The sequence below is a fragment of the Streptomyces sp. SL06 genome (assembly GCF_058244745.1).
Genome location: NZ_JBSYOT010000002.1, coordinates 4,389,261 through 4,406,075 on the forward strand (window position 1 = coordinate 4,389,261; position 16,815 = coordinate 4,406,075).

The 16,815-nt window shown below is 71.9% G+C and carries 13 protein-coding genes; 4 read left to right on the forward strand and 9 right to left on the reverse strand.

From position 1 onward, the window contains the following. Positions 1–7: 7 nt before the first annotated feature. Positions 8–1,519: an LCP family protein gene (locus AC4IHM_RS20125; protein ID WP_490868399.1), complete on the reverse strand. Its 1,512-nt coding sequence runs from the start codon at positions 1,517–1,519 to the stop codon at positions 8–10. A 152-nt stretch (positions 1,520–1,671) separates the two neighbouring features. On the opposite strand from AC4IHM_RS20125, the gene AC4IHM_RS20130 reads away from it, so the two are divergent. Continuing rightward, positions 1,672–2,703 (forward strand): glycosyltransferase family 2 protein, encoded by a 1,032-nt coding sequence (locus AC4IHM_RS20130; RefSeq protein ID WP_490868400.1) that lies wholly within the window; start codon positions 1,672–1,674, stop codon positions 2,701–2,703. Positions 2,704–2,716: 13 nt separating this feature from the next. Here the strand turns inward: AC4IHM_RS20130 and AC4IHM_RS20135 are convergent, their stop codons facing one another. The 4 genes from AC4IHM_RS20135 to AC4IHM_RS20150 all read right to left on the reverse strand — a co-directional run bounded on the left by AC4IHM_RS20135 (position 2,717) and on the right by AC4IHM_RS20150 (position 9,074). Then, positions 2,717–4,477, reverse strand: coding sequence for an LCP family protein (locus tag AC4IHM_RS20135; RefSeq protein ID WP_490870881.1), 1,761 nt, complete (start codon positions 4,475–4,477; stop codon positions 2,717–2,719). A gap of 204 nt (positions 4,478–4,681) precedes the next feature. Next, entirely contained in the window at positions 4,682–6,370 is a 1,689-nt protein-coding gene (locus AC4IHM_RS20140) for an LCP family protein (RefSeq protein WP_490868401.1), read from the reverse strand. A 303-nt stretch (positions 6,371–6,673) separates the two neighbouring features. Further along, positions 6,674–7,873, reverse strand: a complete 1,200-nt coding sequence (locus AC4IHM_RS20145; protein ID WP_490868402.1) for an LCP family protein — start codon at positions 7,871–7,873, stop codon at positions 6,674–6,676. Between the two features lie 436 nt (positions 7,874–8,309). Further along, positions 8,310–9,074, reverse strand: coding sequence for a TIGR03089 family protein (locus AC4IHM_RS20150; protein ID WP_490868403.1), 765 nt, complete (start codon positions 9,072–9,074; stop codon positions 8,310–8,312). 139 nt (positions 9,075–9,213) lie between these two features. Here AC4IHM_RS20150 and AC4IHM_RS20155 point away from each other — a divergent pair, with 139 nt between their 5' ends. Both AC4IHM_RS20155 and manB read left to right on the forward strand, forming a co-directional pair. After that, positions 9,214–10,515, forward strand: a complete 1,302-nt coding sequence (locus tag AC4IHM_RS20155; RefSeq protein WP_490868404.1) for a peptidoglycan recognition protein family protein — start codon at positions 9,214–9,216, stop codon at positions 10,513–10,515. A 103-nt stretch (positions 10,516–10,618) separates the two neighbouring features. Beyond that, the gene (manB, locus tag AC4IHM_RS20160; protein WP_490868405.1) at positions 10,619–11,701 is read left to right on the forward strand and encodes a mannose-1-phosphate guanylyltransferase; all 1,083 of its coding nucleotides are present in this window, start codon (positions 10,619–10,621) and stop codon (positions 11,699–11,701) included. Positions 11,702–11,970: 269 nt separating this feature from the next. On the opposite strand, the gene AC4IHM_RS20165 is transcribed toward manB, so the two are convergent. Genes AC4IHM_RS20165 through AC4IHM_RS20180 form a run of 4 tightly spaced genes read right to left on the reverse strand, consistent with a single transcriptional unit; the run spans position 11,971 to position 15,854 of the window. Further along, complete coding sequence (locus tag AC4IHM_RS20165) at positions 11,971–12,960, reverse strand: DNA-3-methyladenine glycosylase family protein (RefSeq protein WP_490868406.1); 990 nt, start codon at positions 12,958–12,960, stop codon at positions 11,971–11,973. Positions 12,961–13,014: 54 nt separating this feature from the next. After that, positions 13,015–14,346, reverse strand: a complete 1,332-nt coding sequence (locus AC4IHM_RS20170) for a coenzyme F420-0:L-glutamate ligase (RefSeq protein WP_490868407.1) — start codon at positions 14,344–14,346, stop codon at positions 13,015–13,017. Continuing rightward, positions 14,343–15,302, reverse strand: a complete 960-nt coding sequence (gene cofD, locus AC4IHM_RS20175) for a 2-phospho-L-lactate transferase (protein WP_490868408.1) — start codon at positions 15,300–15,302, stop codon at positions 14,343–14,345. The genes AC4IHM_RS20170 and cofD overlap by 4 nt, the downstream gene beginning before the upstream one ends. 33 nt (positions 15,303–15,335) lie before the next feature. After that, entirely contained in the window at positions 15,336–15,854 is a 519-nt protein-coding gene (locus AC4IHM_RS20180; protein ID WP_490868409.1) for a cysteine dioxygenase, read from the reverse strand. 684 nt (positions 15,855–16,538) lie between these two features. Here AC4IHM_RS20180 and AC4IHM_RS20185 point away from each other — a divergent pair. Beyond that, on the forward strand, positions 16,539–16,802 hold the full coding sequence (locus AC4IHM_RS20185) for a WhiB family transcriptional regulator (RefSeq protein WP_003975777.1): 264 nt from the start codon (positions 16,539–16,541) through the stop codon (positions 16,800–16,802). Positions 16,803–16,815: the final 13 nt, after the last annotated feature.

Below are 16,815 nucleotides of genomic sequence, written 5' to 3' on the forward strand. Positions count from 1 at the left end.
ACGCCGGTCACCGCTTCCCGCACACCACCTCGTCGCCGCGCACCACCGTGCCCGACTCCTGCGGCGGGTCGGCCGGCCGCACCTTCACGACCTCCTTGAAGTCGGCGCCCGCGGTCACCTTCAGCGTCGCCCCCTGCCCCTTGACCGGCCGCAGCTCGCTGCCGGGCAGGGCGGCGGCCAGCGACTTCGCCGACTGGTCCCAGCGGGGGTCGTAGGAGACGACGGTGCGCTCGGTCGCGCGGTCGGCGGCGTTCCCGGGCGCCCGCGTGGTGCCGAACCCGGTCGCGGCCAGGGCGTCGTCCACCTGCTTGCCGAGCCCGGCCGTGCCCGTGCCGTTCTCCACCTGGACGCGGATCTGCTTCGGGTCCACCGGCACCCGCACCGGCGCCGGTCCCCCCGACCGCGGCTTGTGCGCCGCCAGCGGCTTGTCCTCGCGCAGCGCGTCGAAGACCCGCTCCGACTTCGCGGGGTCCCACTTCAGGGTCGAGCCGACGCCCTTGACGGCGTAGCCCATCTGCCCGATCGGCACGGTGGTGAACTCGGAGGAGGACGGCGAGAAGTTCCGCATCGCCCGCCCGAGCGCCAGCAGTTCGTCGGTGCCGAAGCCCTCGTCCGCCCGCACCGAGCCCAGCACGGCCCGGGTGACGTCGCGGAACTTGAGCGGGTTCAGCAGGATCCCGGAGGACGTCGTCCGGTCGATCAGGGCGGCCAGGAAGCGCTGCTGGCGCGTCATCCGGCTCAGGTCCGAGGCCCCGTCGAGGTGGCGGGAGCGGACGTACTGCAACGCCTGCCCGCCCATCAGCCGGTGCGTGCCGGCCGGCAGGTCCAGCCCGGTGTAGCTGTCCTTGAGCGGCTGGGCGGTGCAGATCTGCACGCCGCCCAGCACGTCCACGGTCTTCATGAAGCTGGTGAAGTCGACCTCCAGATAGTGGTCGATCTTCACCCGGGTCATGTTCTCGACGGTGCGGATGGTCAGCTGCGGGCCGCCCTCGGCGTAGGCCGCGTTCAGCTTGAGGGGGTGCCCCTTGTGGTGTTCGCCGGTGGTGCGGTCGGTGTGGTCGGGCGTCTCGGCGTACGAGTCGCGCGGCAGGCTCACCACGCTCGCCCGCTCCCGGTCCTCCGAGATGTGCACGATCATGATCGTGTCCGTGCAGTGGCAGGGGGCGCCGCCGAGCCGGTACTTGCGCCGCTCCTCCTCGCTGATCCGGTCGCGTCCGTCGGTGCCGACCATCAGGACGTTCATGCCGTCGCCCGCCCGCGGCCGGTTCTTCATGTCCTTGAAGGCGTCGACCCGCGAGATGTCCGAGCCCAGGCTCGACAGCACCGCGTGCCCGATCCCGGCGGAGGCGAGCACCACCACCGACAGCGCCGTCACCGCCCGCATGGCCCAGCGCGGTCTGCCGCGCCGTACGGGGGGCCGCGGCGGTCGCCGGGACGGGCGGGAGCCGCCGCGCCGGGCGGGGGGACCGCCCCGGGCCGTCGAGGCCGGGACCCGGGGGGAGCGGGGCGGCGTGGGCAAGGTGACACCTCCGCGAGGACGGGCCCTTGGGGGAGGGACCCCGAGGCCGGACGTGGGAACCGTGAGCACCGTAGGCCCATACGATCTGCTGCCCGGGTTGTGACCCCCGCGGCGCGCACTCGTGTCCCCCGTTCGCGGTAACGTGAGCACCGATGAACGCCAAGTCCGACGTGCGGCCGCCCGCCGTTTCCGTGATCATGCCCGTCCTCAACGAGGAGCGGCACCTGCGCGGCGCCGTCCGCGCCATCCTCGCCCAGGAGTACGCAGGCGAGATGGAGGTGGTCATCGCCGTCGGTCCCTCCGCGGACCGCACGGAGGAGATCGCCGCCGAACTCGTCCGCGAGGATCCGCGCGTGCACACCGTGCCGAATCCCACCGGCCGTACGCCCGCCGCGCTGAACGCCGCGATCAAGGCCTCCCGCCATCCGGTCGTCGTACGCGTCGACGGCCACGGCATGCTGTCGCCGAACTACATCGCCACGGCCGTACGGCTCCTGGAGGAGACCGGCGCGCAGAACGTCGGCGGCATCATGCACGCCGAGGGCGAGAACGCCTGGGAAGAGGCCGTCGCCGCCGCGATGACATCGAGGATCGGCGTGGGCAACGCCGCCTTCCACACGGGCGGCCGGGCCGGCCCCGCCGAGACGGTGTACCTGGGCGTGTTCCGCCGCGAGGCGCTGGAGCGGCAGGGCGGCTACAACGAGGAGTTCATCCGCGCCCAGGACTGGGAGCTGAACTTCCGCATCCGCGAGGCCGGCGGTCTGATCTGGTTCTCGCCCGAGCTGAAGGTGTCCTACCGGCCCCGGCCGAGCATGCGGGCGCTGGCCCGGCAGTACAAGGACTACGGCCGCTGGCGCCACGTCGTCGCCCGCTACCACTCCGGCTCCATCAACCTGCGCTACCTCGCCCCGCCCGCCGCCGTGTGCGCGATCGCGGCCGGTCTCGTGCTGGGCGCGGCGCTGACCCCGTGGGCCTTCGTGATACCCGGCGGCTATCTGGCCGCGATCGTCGCCGGCTCGCTCCCGGCGGGCAGGGGGCTGGGCCCGAAGGCACGCGCACAGGTGCCGGTGGCGCTGGCGACCATGCACATGTCGTGGGGCTGGGGCTTCCTGACCAGCCCGCGGTCACTGGCCCGCAAGGTGATCGCGAGCCGCCGCCCCGCGGTCCGCGCCACCACTCCGTAGCCGGCCCCGCGGTTCAGCTGGCGCAACCGACCTTGTCGGCCGTGGACTTGGGAACGTCGGGGGTCTCGGCCGACGCGGAGTTGAGCTTGACCCCGGCGCCCTTGAAGTCCTTGCCGAGGGTGAGGGTCATGGTGGGCAGGCCCTGGGAGTTGGTGACGCTCTTGCCGGGTTTCATGGCGCCGCCCGACAGGCCGAGGATGTCGGCGAGGGCGCGGGCCTGGTCGGCCTGGTCGGGGGCGTACTCCAGGGTGGTCTTCGCGACATCCGCGTCGGCGTTGCCCGCGTTCTCGGACTTGGTGACGCCCGCCTTGGTCTGGAGGTAGGCGAGTTCCTGCTGGGCGCTGCCGGTGGCGGCGCCGCCGTTGAGGACGCGGACGCGGACCTCGGAGGGGTCGGACTTCTCGCCCTTGAGGCGGGCGGCGACGGCGGCGGCTTCCTTCTTCTTCTGCTTCTTGACCTCGGTGAAGGAGATGTCGCTCTTGATCATGTCGAAGACCTGGGGGGCCGTCGCCTGGTCGACGACGACGGTCGCCTTGACCTTCTCCGCCGGGTTGTCCTGCACGGGGACCGTGACCATGGTGATGTTCTTCGGCGGCACCTTCTTCAGCTCCAGGGCCACGTCCTTGAGCGTGCCGACATTGCCGATGGCGGTGTCGACGGTGAGTGCCTTGGTGGCCGCCTCCGCCAGCTTCACCAGCTTGGTGGGGCTGGTCAGGGTGTCGCTGGAGGCCATCTTGCGCATGAGCGAGCTGAGGAACTGCTGCTGCACCCCGATGCGGTCGAGATCGCCCTTGTTGCCCCAGCTGTGCCTGGTGCGCACGAACGCCAGCGCCTGCTCACCCTCGATGGTGTGGGTGCCGGCGGCGAGGTGCAGCTTCGAGTCGTCGTCGTCAACGTCCTTGGCGACGCACACCTCCACTCCCTCGACGGCCGTCGTCAGCGTCTTCACCGCGTTGAAGTCCGCCATCATGAAGTGGTCCACCTCGATGCCGGTGGCCTCCTCGACGGTGCGCATCGTGCACCCGGGGTCACGGCCGTCCTGCCCGAGGCTCACGTTGAACCGCTGGCCGGGCGTGCCCGGAATCACCTTCTCCGAGCCGTCGGGCTGCTTCGTCGGACAGTCCGGGATGTCCACGATCATGTCGCGCGGAATGCTCAACGCGGTCGCGTTCGTACGGTCCTTGGAGACGTGCAGCAGGATGTTGGTGTCGGCGTGGCCGACGCTCCCGCTGTCGCCGTAGCCCTCGTTGCCCGCGCCGGTGCGCTTGTCGGTGCCGATGATGAGGATGTTGAAGGCCTCGTCCTTGCTGAAGCTGCTGCTGCCGGCGCTGCCGACATCCGTCGTCGTGACGTTGCCTTCGAGGTGCTTGAGGTACAAGTAGCCGCCCACGCCGGCCGCGAGGACGACGAAGGCCGTGGTGCCGCCGGTCCAGAGCAGTATCTTCCCGCTCCGCGACTTCTTCTTCGCCGGCCGGCGTCCGCGCCGCCCGGGGGCCGGCTCCTCGGGTGCCGAACGGCGTCGCCGCTGCGGCGGGACCTCGCGCTCGGGTGCGGCCGTACGACGGCGTGTCGTGCCGGGAGCGTCGTTGGCGGCCGAGGATTCACGGGGGGCGGGTCTGCGCGGGCCCGGGACGGCCGACTGCGGTGCGGGCCGGGGTGCCGATTGCGCTGCGGAGGGAGGCAGTCGCAGTTCGTATTCACCGGTCTGCGGATTCAGCACCCACTGGTCTGCGGGATCGACATCGTCTGCCCGCCCATGTCCTTGCGCGTCCACGGTCTCCCAATCCTCCGTCGGGGCCACGCGGCACCTTCCCGGAAGGCGCACGGTAAAGGGTCAACAAGTGCACGAACGCCAGGGCTGACCTCGCGGCGGGGGCACTGGAGCGCTCACACTATCCGCCAAGTTCAGCGTGCAACGACACAGGTGACAAATTCGACGACCCTACAACAGGGCAATCCCTCCTATTTACATGAACTCCTACCATCGGTAGGGCTCGTACACCTCCATGCACGTGCTGGTGTCCGACCCGTTGATGGCGTCACTGCTCTCCGGCAGGTCACCGGCCTTGGGCGTCTTCTCTTTCGGATAAGACGTGCCCGAGCGCCAATCGGTCCCCACGACAAGTGTGATACCGGACACGTCGGTCGACCTCTGTACGGCACTCGCGGGAATTCCCAGGGCCTCGGCGACGCGCCCGGCCCCGTTCGCCAACTCGGCGCTCGGATAACGGACCACGGTCCTCTCCTCGGAGTGCGGCGCCGAGGTGTCCGCGTTCGCCGCGGTGAATCCCATTTGCACCAGCGTCCCGGCGACCGCGCTCGCACGGCCGGTCACCGGAGCGAGCGTGGCGGACCGGGTGGCGTTCTGCACCAGGACGCCGATCCTGGCGTCGGCGGTGGTGGAGGCAAAACCGGCGGACGGCTTCGCGGAGGCCTCCTTTCCGGCGGCGGCGTCCTCGGCGTTCCGGGCGCCCTTGTCGTCCTTGTCGTCGAAAGGCACGTCGTCACGGAGCATCGCCCAGATCTCCTGGGCGCCGGCGCCGTCCGCGAGCCGGTGGTTGGGGTCCCGGTCGTCCTCTCGCGTGGGCAGCGTCGTCATGGTGATGCGGTCCGTGGGTACCGTCCTGAGCTGCGCTCCCAGGTCGTAGAGCTTCTTGACCGTGCCGATCTCCTCCGAGACCGTCAGGGACTTCGTCGCCGCCTCGGCCAGCTTCATCAGCCGGCCCGTGTCGGTGAAGACGTTCTGCTGCTTCAGCGTGCGGATCATCGAGTTCATGTACATGTGCTGGGCCCGCGCCCGCATCAGGTCGCTGCCCCAGGCGTGCCGGGTGCGCAGCCACTGCAACGCCTGCTCGCCCTGCACCTTCTTGCGGCCGGCGGTCAGCTTCAGACCGGATCCGCCGGACAGGGTGGGCAGCGGGCGGTCCCACACGTTCTGCTTCACACAGACCTCGACCCCGCCGACGGCGTCCGCCATCTGCACCACGCCCGCGAAGTCGATCGTCATCCAGTGGTCGATGTAGAGCCCGGTGAGGTTCTCCCAGGTGGCCAGCGTGCAGCCGGCGCCGCCGCGGCTCAGCGACACGTTGATGATGTCGTTGGTCGCCGGATACGTGTCGCCGCTGTCCGGGTCGGTGCACTGGGGGATGTCCACCCGGGTGTCGCGGGGGATGCTCACCACGGCGGCGCTCTTGCGGTCCGCGGCCAGGTGGATCAGCATCTGCACATCGCCCAGCGGCGGGCTGTCGCGGTTGTTCCTGGCGCCGCCGAGGGCCACGTTCGCGTCGGAGGCGCGGCTGTCGGAGCCGACCAGCAGGATGTTCAGGGGCCTCTGCCCGGTCGCGTTCGGCTCGGTCCTGTGCGCCTTGGAGTCGCCGCTGCTGCGCTCGCCCTTCTCGAGGTTGCCGTTCAGGTGCTCGTAGTAGAGGTATCCGGCCCCGGCCGTCACGAGTATCAGGAGCGCGAGGGTCGTCGCGGACCACCTGAGCGTGCGGCGCCGTCGCCCGGTCCGTCTGCCCTTCCCCCGCCCCGCGTCCCCGCGGTCCCCTTCTCCTTCGCGCCCGTCCGCGTGGGGGGCGGCCTCGCCGGTGGCGCTCTCCTTGGTGCCCCGGGCGCGCCGGGCGGCGCCCGGTCGTGTTCCCTCCTCGTGCACGCTGCTCCGCGTCATTTCCTTCTCTCCCACCTCGCGCCCGTGAACCGCCCGAGCGCGCGCCCAGTTTCGACAGTTGGACGTACGGGCCCCGTCATTGGCTGTACGGCCGTCCCGGCGGATTCCTCCCGCCCGCTCTCCCGCCGGAGCCGCGGCGCGGCTGCCATGTAGGACGCGAGAGTGGCCCGCCTGGTCACCTGGTCCACAGGGAAAAGGGCGGGGAAGTCGGCGGGCGGCGCCGTGGAGCCGGGCGGCGGCAGACACCGGATGGCCCCTTACAACCGGGCAATCCCCGGCATTCTTCGGAGAAAGGGCCGCGCTTTACCCGCAGATGTCCTCGCCGGCGGTGTTTCCGCTGAATGTCGGCGCCGGGGATTCGCCGTCCGAGGACGCGCGGGGCGTTCCGGAACCGGTTCCCGGCGTCGGTGTGTTCTTCGGGGGCGCCGCGATCTCCACGGGTTCGTCCGTCCGCAGGCGGGTGAACAGCTTCCCGGCGTCGGGCTCCACGAGCTGGTCCCGATTGGCGTCGGCCGCGTACGACTCCCGGGGGACGGTCAGGAATTGCACGCGTTCGGTGGGAATGTCGCGCAGCCCGCGCACGAGGTCGTACAGCCCGCGCAGACTGGCCAGACCCGGGTCCGTGGTGAGGGACGACGTGGCGGCGTCGAGAACGGGATACAGCTTCACCGGATTCAGCAGGACGTCATTGCTCTGGACCTTGCTGACCAGCGCCCCCAGAAAACGCTGCTGCCGGTCCATCCGCTCGGTGTCGCTGCCGTCGCCGAGCGACTTGCGGGCGCGGACGTAACCGAGTGCCTGCTCCCCGTGGAGCGTCACCCGGCCCGCGGGCAGTTTCAGTTTGGCGTCCTTGTCGTCGACCGGTTCCCGCAGGCACACCTCGACGCCGTCGAGCGCGTCGACCATCTTCTTGAAGCCCTGGAAGTCGACGACCACATGGTGGTCGATCCGGATTCCGGTCAGCTTCTCCACCGTGCGGATCGAGCACGCCGAACCGCCCGCCTCGAAGGCGTAGTTGAACTGGGCGAACACCGGCCTGGTGCGCGAGCCGTCGGAGCGGTGGCAGCCGGGCACGTCCACCATCAGGTCGCGGGGGAGGGAGACGGCGGTGGCGCTGTCCCGGCCCGCGGCCAGGTGCAGCAGGATCGTGGTGTCCGACCGCTCCGTCCCGGAGTCCCGCCCGTACTGCTCATTGCCCTCGCCGGAGCGCGAGTCCGACCCGATCAGCAGGACGTTCTGCGCGCCGCGCACCAGTGCGGTGGGCCGGTCCTTGTCGTACCGGGCGAGTTCGGCGGCCGCCGCCTCGTCCGAGGTGATGTTGCCGTTCAGCTTGGCGTACACCGCCCACCCGACGCCCACGGCGCCCACGGCCAGCACGGCGGCCACGATCGCCGCACCCCTCAGCCGCCGCCTGCGACGCCGCCGCTTCAGCCCGTCCCCGGTAGCGGACGCCCCCGTCCCCGGGCCCCCCTCGTCGGGCGGCGCGCCCGCATCACCGCTCACGTCTCCCTCCGTCCACACCCGCACGCTCCTACGACCATGCCCCGACCGACCCCCGGGGACGGAACGGGGATGAGCCGAACGGGTCACGACGACGGGGGCACGGGCTGTCCGGGCCGCGGGTACTCGGTTGCCCCCGGTGTACGGACGGTCGGGCCGGCCCAGCCTGTGGGCGGTTGTGGCGTCTCGGCGTGGGGGTGATCGGGTTGCCCAGCCTGCGGGTGGCTGTGCCGTCCCAGCCTGCGGGTAGTTGTGCTGCCCGGGGCGGCACGGGTGGGCGCAGGCAGCACCCCGCAGCGCCGGGCCACGCTCCCCACCCCCGGCCCGCCCCCGACGCCGGGCGCCGGATCAGCTCCGCCCGCTGTCGACGCAAACGCCGGGCGCCGGACCGGCGACGCCCCTCACCCCGACGCCGGTTCACCGACACCCCGCGGTCACATCACCGCGCCGTCGCCGAAACCCGCTCCGTCTCGATCCGCTGGTCCATGACCCCGGGCCCCGCCTGCTCCAGATGCCGGCACAGCACCACCGACCCGCCACTTGCCAACGGCCCGTACAACCCCGCGTTCAACCCCTCCCACGTGTCGTACGGCAGCCCCGACAGGATCCGCGTCCCCGGACCCGTGAGCCCGAGCCCCGACGCCTGCGACCGGGCCCGCTCCACGACCTCCGCCCCGCTGAACTCCCGTCCGGCCACGATCAGCGCCGGCTGCTCCGGATCCACCGGCGCGTACGGTACGAACCGGTCCCCCTGCCCCGGCACCTCCACCGCGTAGTCGGCGAAGCCCTCCGGCGGACCCGGCGCGAACCGCCCCCCGAGCGGCCGCAGCGCCAGCGCGATCCGCGCACCCGAGCACGCGCGCGCCGCCTCCAGCGACTCCGGCTCGGGACCGCTCACGACCACGTCGGCCGCCCCCGGATCACCCGCCATGTCGGCGACGACACCCACGGACGCGCACGCCAGCAGCCACACGGCCGTCTGCCAGTGCGCGGGCAGCAGCAGCGCGACCCGGTCACCGGGTTCGACGGACAGTTCGTCCTGGAGGAGATTCGCGGTCTTGGCCACCCAATTGGCGAAGGTGGCGACGGACAGTTCGACGCGTTCGCCGGTGGCGTCGTCGTAGAAGGTCACCAGGGGGCGTCCCGGGTCCGCGGCGAGCGCGGAACTCAGCAGGTCGGCAGGGGTGCGGTCGGTCGCGTTCACCCGGACAAGCGTACGCGGGCCCAAAGCCGCGCACCGGGCGGACGGCGTACCGCGCCACCACCGGATCGGACCAAAACGCCCTACGGCCCGTCAGATCCCAAATGGACATATTTGTCTGACGGTGTTCAGGATCAGGGGCATGCGTGGATTCCTTGCTTCCTCGATCGGTGTCACGTGCGCGGCGGCCCTGGCCCTCCCGCTCACCCCACCCGCGGCGGCGGCCACCTCCTCGGCCCCGCCCACGACCGGGACGACGGCGCGGCCCGAGGCGTACGTCCCCGGCGGCACCCAGTCGCTGCCCCTCGCCCCCCTCGCCCGCGACCGCACCCCCGGCACCGCCGAACAGGGCGTGCCCCGCAAGGACGTACGGAACTTCTCGCTGGTCGGCGTCGTCTGGGACAACCCGGGCACCGAACTCCACGGCCGCGTCGAGGTCCGTACCCGCGCCACCGGCACCGGAACCTGGTCCGGCCGGCAGGAGTTGGAGACCCACAACACCGACCACGCCGCCGACCCCGGCACCCCGGAGAGCGCCTCCGGCCGGGTCCGCGGCGCCACCGCACCGCTGTGGGTGGGCGAGTCCGACGGCGTGGAGGTACGGGTGCGCGCGGACAGCGGCCCCGGCTCCGGCCGTACCACCGAGGCCGCCGCCCCGCTCCCGACCGGCCTGCGCCTCGAACTCGTCGACCCCGGCGGGGGCACCGCGCCCGCGCCGGCCCCGGGATCCGGGCAGGGCCCCCGCAGCGCGGCCACGACCTCGGGCGCCACCGAGATCCCGGCCCTGAGCCGCGCCCGGACCGAGGCCGAACTCGGCGCGCGGCAGCGGGCCAAGCCGTATGTCGGCCCCCGCCCGAGCATCACCACACGCCGCGGCTGGGGCGCCGACGAGAAACTGCGCGTGAAGAAGCCCGTGTACACCACGAAGGTCAAGGCGGCCTTCGTGCACCACTCGAACACCGGCAACAACTACCGCTGCTCACAGGCCCCGTCGGTCATCCGCGGCATCTACCGCTACCACGTCAACAGCATGGGCTGGCGCGACATCGGCTACAACTTCCTCGTCGACAAGTGCGGAAAGATCTACGAGGGCCGGGCCGGGGGCGTGTCCAGGGCCGTACTGGGCGCCCACACCCTGGGGTTCAACTCCAACAGCATGGGAGTCGCCGTACTCGGCACCTACAACTCCACGAAGCCGTCGTCGGCCGCCGTGAAGGCGATCGCCCGGCTCACCGCGTGGAAGCTCGGTCTCTCCGGCATGAATCCGCGCGGGAGGACATACCTGAAGTCCGGCGGTGGGAATCTCTACCGAAAAGGCAAGAACGTACGACTGAACGTCATCTCCGGTCACCGGGACGGCTTCGCCACGAGCTGCCCCGGCGGGAAGCTCTACGGCAAGCTCGGCTCGGCGCGTTCGACGGCGGCCAAGTACCAGGGGCGCTGAGGGCCGGACCCCGCCCGGCCGGCGAAGGCGCGAGGAAGCGGGCTGCATACACTGGCCGGCCGAAGGACAGTTCGGCCGGCCCGGCAGGAAGCAGAGACGACAGGTGACAGAAGCGATACTCCTGGTCGGCGGCAAGGGCACACGGCTGCGCCCGCTCACGGTGCACACGCCCAAGCCCATGGTCCGGGCCGCCGGAGTGCCGTTCCTCACACACCAGTTGGCGCGGGCCAGGGCGGCGGGCGTCGAGCACGTCGTGCTCGCGACGAGCTATCTGGCAGAGGTCTTCGAACCGTACTTCGGCGACGGCTCGGCGCTGGGCCTGCACCTCGAGTACGTCACGGAGGAGGAGCCGCTCGGCACGGGCGGCGCGATCCGCAACGTGGCCTCCCGGCTGCACTCCGGCCCCGACGAACCGGTCCTCGTCTTCAACGGCGACATCCTGACCGGGCTCGACATCGGCGCGCTGGTCCGCACCCACGCGACGACGGGCGCGGACGTCTCCCTGCATCTGACGAAGGTGACCGACCCGAGGGCGTACGGGCTGGTCCCCACGGACGACACGGGCCGGGTGCTCGCCTTCCTGGAGAAGCCCCAGACCCCGCAGGAGATCGTCACCGACCAGATCAACGCGGGGGCGTACGTCTTCCGCCGCTCGGTCGTCGACACGATCCCGGCGGGGCGCCCGGTCTCGGTCGAACGCGAGACCTTCCCGGAACTCCTCGCCACCGGGGCGCACCTCCAGGGCATGGTCGACTCCACGTACTGGCTGGACCTCGGCACCCCGGCGGCCTTCGTACGCGGCTCCGCGGACCTGGTCCTGGGCCGCGCCCCCTCGCCGGCGATACCGGGCCGCTGCGGCGACCGCCTCGTCCTGCCCACGGCCCAGGTCGCGCCCGACGCCAAGCTGGCCGGCGGCACGGTGGTCGGCGAGGGCGCGTTCGTGGCGGAGGGTGCGCGCGTCTTCGGCAGCACGATCCTCCCCGGCGCCGTCATCGAGCCGGGCGCCGTCATCACCGACTCCCTCATCGGCACCCGCGCCCGCGTCGGCACCCGCTCGGTCCTCAGCGACACGGTCATCGGCGACGGCGCGATCATCGGCGCCGACAACGAACTCCGCTCAGGCGCCAGAATCTGGTGCGACGCCCACATCCCCCCGGCATCCCTGCGCTTCTCCTCAGACACGTAGCCCCACACGACCAGAGCCGCAACCACCACCCTGCCGCCCCAGCCGCGTCTGACCGTGCCGCCCCAGCTGCGGGCAGTCGTGCCTCCCCCAGTGCCTGAACGCCCTGGGAGGTACCCCCAGGGCGGCACGGGCGGGCGCAGCGGCACCCGCCCAGCGCCGGCCCGCGTCACCCACCCCGGCCCACAGCACGCCGGGCACCCGGCAAACACCGGCCCGCGTCACCCACCCCCCGGCCCACAGCGTGCCGGGCACCGGACAGTGACCCCGGCTCACAACCGCTCAATCCCCCGCGGAGCCATCCGCGGAGCCCGCCGCCCAGGCGCCCGCCCACTCAACAGCACCAGCCGAGCCGCCCGATGCCGCTGCCCCGCATACGGCTCCAGCAGGCGCAACATCGCGGCATCGTCCGCGTACCGCTCCCCGCCCAGCGCGAACCCCACGATCCCCGGCAGATGCAGATCCCCCACCGTCACCTCGTCCGGCGCCCCATGACTGCGCTGCACCGTCTCCGCGGAGGTCCACGGCCCGATCCCGGACACGAGTTCCAGCCGTTCCCGCGCCGCCACCGGCTCCATCCCGGCCGCCTCCTCAAGCCGCGCAGCGACCCGCACGGCCCGCAGGATCGTCGACGCCCGCTTGTTGTCCACCCCGGCCAGATGCCACTCCCAGGACGGGATCAGCGCCCACGTCCGCGCCGACGGCATGACACACATCCGCCCGGGAGCCGGTCCGGGCGCCGGCTCCCCGAACTTCCGGACGAGCAGCCGCCACGCCTGGTACGCCTCCATCGTCGTGACCTTCTGTTCCAGGACCGACGGGATCAGCGACTCCAGCACAAGACCGGTCCGCGACAACCGCAGCCCCGGCCGCCGATGCCGCGTCAGCGCCAGCAGCCGGTGCCGCGGCACGAACGCGGACGGGTCGTCGTCGGCGCCCAGCATCCGCGGCAGCTCCTCCAGCAGCCACTGGGCCCCCGGCCCCCAGGCCTCGCCCCGAACCTCCCCGCCGCGCACGGCGACCCGCAGCGTGCCCGGCCCGGCGGGCGTCCGGCTGGCCCGCCACACCGACCCGTCCGGCGTCGTCCGGAACGTCGGATCACCGAGCCCGCGCCGCAGCGGACCGAGCACCAGCCCCAGGTCCAGCGGCCCGTCCGGCACCCACACCCGCACCTTGCCCGGCGCGGGGGCCTGCCGGGGCACGACGGCGTCCCCGCCGCGTACCGGGGCACGCGCGGGCCGGGGAGCGAAACGTCCTGCCACCAGTGAGGTCCTTGGGAGTGAGGAGCGGAGAGAGCGTCCAGGAGAAGAAGGGGATCACCGCACCTCGATGAACGCCCCCGCGTCCCGCTCCGGCCGGGCCTTCGGCTCCTGCGCCGGATGCCCGACCGCCACCGCCCCCATCGGGTCCCAGTCGCCCGGCAGCCCCAGCACGTCCCGTACGACGTCCCGGCAGAACATCGTCGAGGACACCCACGCCGAACCCAGCCGCTCGCCGGCGAGCGCGACGAGCAGGTTCTGCACGCCGGCGCCGGTGGCGACCACGAACATCTCCCGCTCGGCCCCGTCGCGCCGCGCGTCCCCGTACGTGTGCGAGCCGTCCATGACCAGACAGGGGACGACGAGGTAGGGCGCGTTGCGCAGGACGTCCCCGCGCCGGACGCGCTTGGCGATCGACTCCTCGCTCTTGCCGTCCCGCCGCAGGTCCGCGATCCAGGCGTCCCGCATCGCGTCCAGCAGCCGGGTACGGGAGACGGCCGACTCCAGCAGCACGAACCGCCACGGCGTCGTGTGGTGCGGCGCCGGAGCGGTCACGGCCGCGGCCACCGCCCGGCGCACGGCACCGGGGTCGACCGGCTCGTCGGTGAAGGCCCGTACCGTACGGCGCTGGGCGACCGCCTGCCGTACCGCCTCCGACGTGCCGAGGCGGAACATGTCGTCGCGAGCGCCGCGCACCATCGCCCGCGCGCCCTCGCCGTCGTCCTCGGTGACCGCCCGCGCCAGCCCGCGCACGACGGCGACGGGCAGCCCCGCGGACTTGCCCTTGACCAGGTCGCCCGCGGCGGCCAGCTCGTCGGCGGTGGCGACGACGGTGGCGCCGAGCGGATTGCCGTGCGCGTCCGTTCCCCCGCGCAGGTCGTCGAGGACCCGTACCCCGGCGGCGCCGATCGCCACGTCCGTGAGCCCGGCGCGCCAGGGCCGCCCGAAGGTGTCGGTGACGACCACGCCGACCCGCACGCCCAGCGTGTCGCGCAGTCCGTCCCGGATGCCGCGCGCGGAGGCGTCCGGGTCCTCGGGGAGCAGCAGCACCGTCCCGGCGGGGGTGTTGGACGCGTCGACCCCGGCGGCCGCCATGACCAGGCCCTGGCGGTTCTCGACGATGCGCAGCGCGCCGCGCCGGGCCACCACCCGCACGGTCTCCGCGTCGATCGCGTCCTCCCGGTCGGCGGCCCGGACGACGCGTCCCTCGGCCTTGGACACGATCTTGGAGGTGACGAGCAGCACGTCCCCGTCGGCGAGTCCCGGCTCGGTCGCCGCGATCAGCTTGGCCAGGTCGTCGCCCGGCCGTACCTCGGGCAGGCCGGAAAGGGCCCACACCCGGTAGCCCTGCGGCGGGCCGGAAGCTCCGTCGCGCACGTCGTCGCTCACGCCTCCCGCACCTCCTCCGCCAGCGTCAGCGCCTCCCGGGCCATCTGCGCCGTCGCGTCGAGGCCGGTCATCATCAGCGGTACGGCGCGGCAGAGGACGCCGGCCGCCTTCACGCGCGTGACGGACTCCGCGTCGACCGTGTCGACCAGCCAGCCGTCGAGCAGTCCCGAGCCGTAGTGCTCGGCGACCGCGGCCGCCGTGGACTCCACGCCGACCGCCGCGAGCACCTTGTCGGCCATCCCGCGCACGGGCGCGTCCCCGACGATCGGGGAGAGGCCGACCACCGGCACCCCGGCTTCGGCGATCGCCTCCCGGACGCCGGGCACGGCGAGGATGGCGCCGACCGAGACGACCGGGTTGGAGGGCGGGAAGAGGATCACGTCCGCCTCGGCGATGGCCTCCAGGACGCCGGGCGCGGGCTTGGCCTGCTCGGCGCCGACCGGTACGACCGCCTCGGCGGGCACCGAGGCCCGCAGCCGTACCCAGTACTCCTGGAAGTGGACCGCCTTGCGCTCCCCGTCCAGCTCGACGGCGACGTGCGTCTCCACGCGGTCGTCGGTCATCGGGATGAGCCGCACCCCGGGCTTCCAGCGGTCGCACAGGGCCTGTGTCACCGCGCTGAGCGGATAACCGGCCGTGATCATCTGCGTCCGCACGATGTGTGTGGCGAAGTCGCGGTCGCCGAGGCCGAACCACTCGGGCCCGATGCCGTACGCCGCCAGTTCCTCCTTGAGGTGGAAGGTCTCGTCGGCCCGCCCCCAGCCCTGCTCCTCGTTGATGCCGCCGCCGAGCGTGTACATCACCGTGTCGAGGTCCGGGCAGACCTTCAGGCCGAAGAGGTGGATGTCGTCCCCGGTGTTGCCGATGACCGTGATGTCCGCGTCCGGCGCGGCCTGCTTCAGACCACGCAGGAACCGGGCACCGCCGATGCCGCCTGCCAGAACCACAATGCGCATGGCCCCAGTCTTGCAGGCGGGTACGACAGCGCGTCAGCCAGTCGTCACGGCACCGGCGTCCGTGCCCCGCGGCGCGGCCGTGGAGCACTGCGGCGAGTGCATGGGCATCGCGGTGAGGCCCGGGTAGTAGACGTGCAGGCTGACCGCGGGCTCCAGCGTGTCGTTGATCACCTCGTGCACGTACCCCGGCGCGAACACGCGCTGCCCTCCCGACCGCAACGCGCGCGTGCCGCGCTCCGTGTGCTCGGTGAGGGCGCCCTCCAGGACGGTCCACACGCCGGAGGAGGGTCCGTGGTCGTGGCGTCCGCTGCCCTGCCCCGGCACCCAGGACAGCAGCCAGACCTCGTAGCCGGGGCCGGTGCGCAGCCGGTGGTACCAGCGGGTCGTCGCGTCGTACCTGACGAGGTGTTCCCACGCGGAGCGGTCGGCGGCGATGGAGCGGGCCAGGCCGGCGAACTCGGCGACGGTGGCCGGGTGCTCGCGCGGAGCCTGGAGGAGGTGGGGTACTTCGAGGATGTCGCCGGCGATCTGGAGGTCGCTGTCGCTGTTCATGGGTGCGGTGGTTCCTCGGCAAATGAGTGCGGAGAGCGGAGCGGATGACGCGGAACGCCCTGGTGGGGCGGGACGGACCGGCGAGTCGCGTGGACTCGGGGACAGCCGGAGCGCGGTGGGCTCAACAGCTGGAACAGCGGCAACAGCTACAGCGAGCGTGGGCAGCACCGCGGGACCCGGAGGTGCGGGTCGAGGTGAGTGCCAAGTTCGCGAGCATGCCCACAAGAACAGCGGTTCACACCAGCACTGTCAACTCGGCGCCCGTTATGTGGGACATGTTTCACCTCATCCGGTTCATCTCATAGGTGAAAGGTTTGCTCAGACGGCTTCCGGGACACATGGCGCACTAGCCGGGCGCACAACCCCCGTTGCGATCCCGTGATCCGAATGTGATCAGGTTCGCTTCGGCGTGTGTATCGGAACGGGATCGATCGCCGGGGCGTCCTTCCCGGTGCAGGTGCTGTGCCGGTCGGGCGTCCTCGTGGGCCTCATTGGTGTGTCAAGGTTTATGGCGATTTGAACACTTTCCGCTTGGCCTTGGTTCCGCAGAGTGAATAAGGGGCTCAATAGCAGATCCCGGCTTGACTCGCTCGGAGCATCACACTTGTAATTTCACTCGTGTCGTTCAGCCGGAATCGATAACGGCTGGATCACGGGGACGCGAAAGACAGACGAGGGGCGCACATGACCGAGCTGGTGCAGCAACTGCTGGTCGACGACGCGGACGAGGAACTCGGCTGGCAGGAGCGCGCACTGTGCGCCCAGACCGACCCCGAGTCCTTCTTCCCCGAGAAGGGCGGCTCGACCCGGGAGGCCAAGAAGGTCTGCCTCGCCTGCGAGGTCCGCTCCGAATGCCTCGAATACGCCCTTGCCAACGACGAGCGCTTCGGCATCTGGGGCGGCCTGTCCGAGAGGGAACGCCGCCGCCTGAAAAAGGCCGCCGTCTGACAGAGCGGCGCGA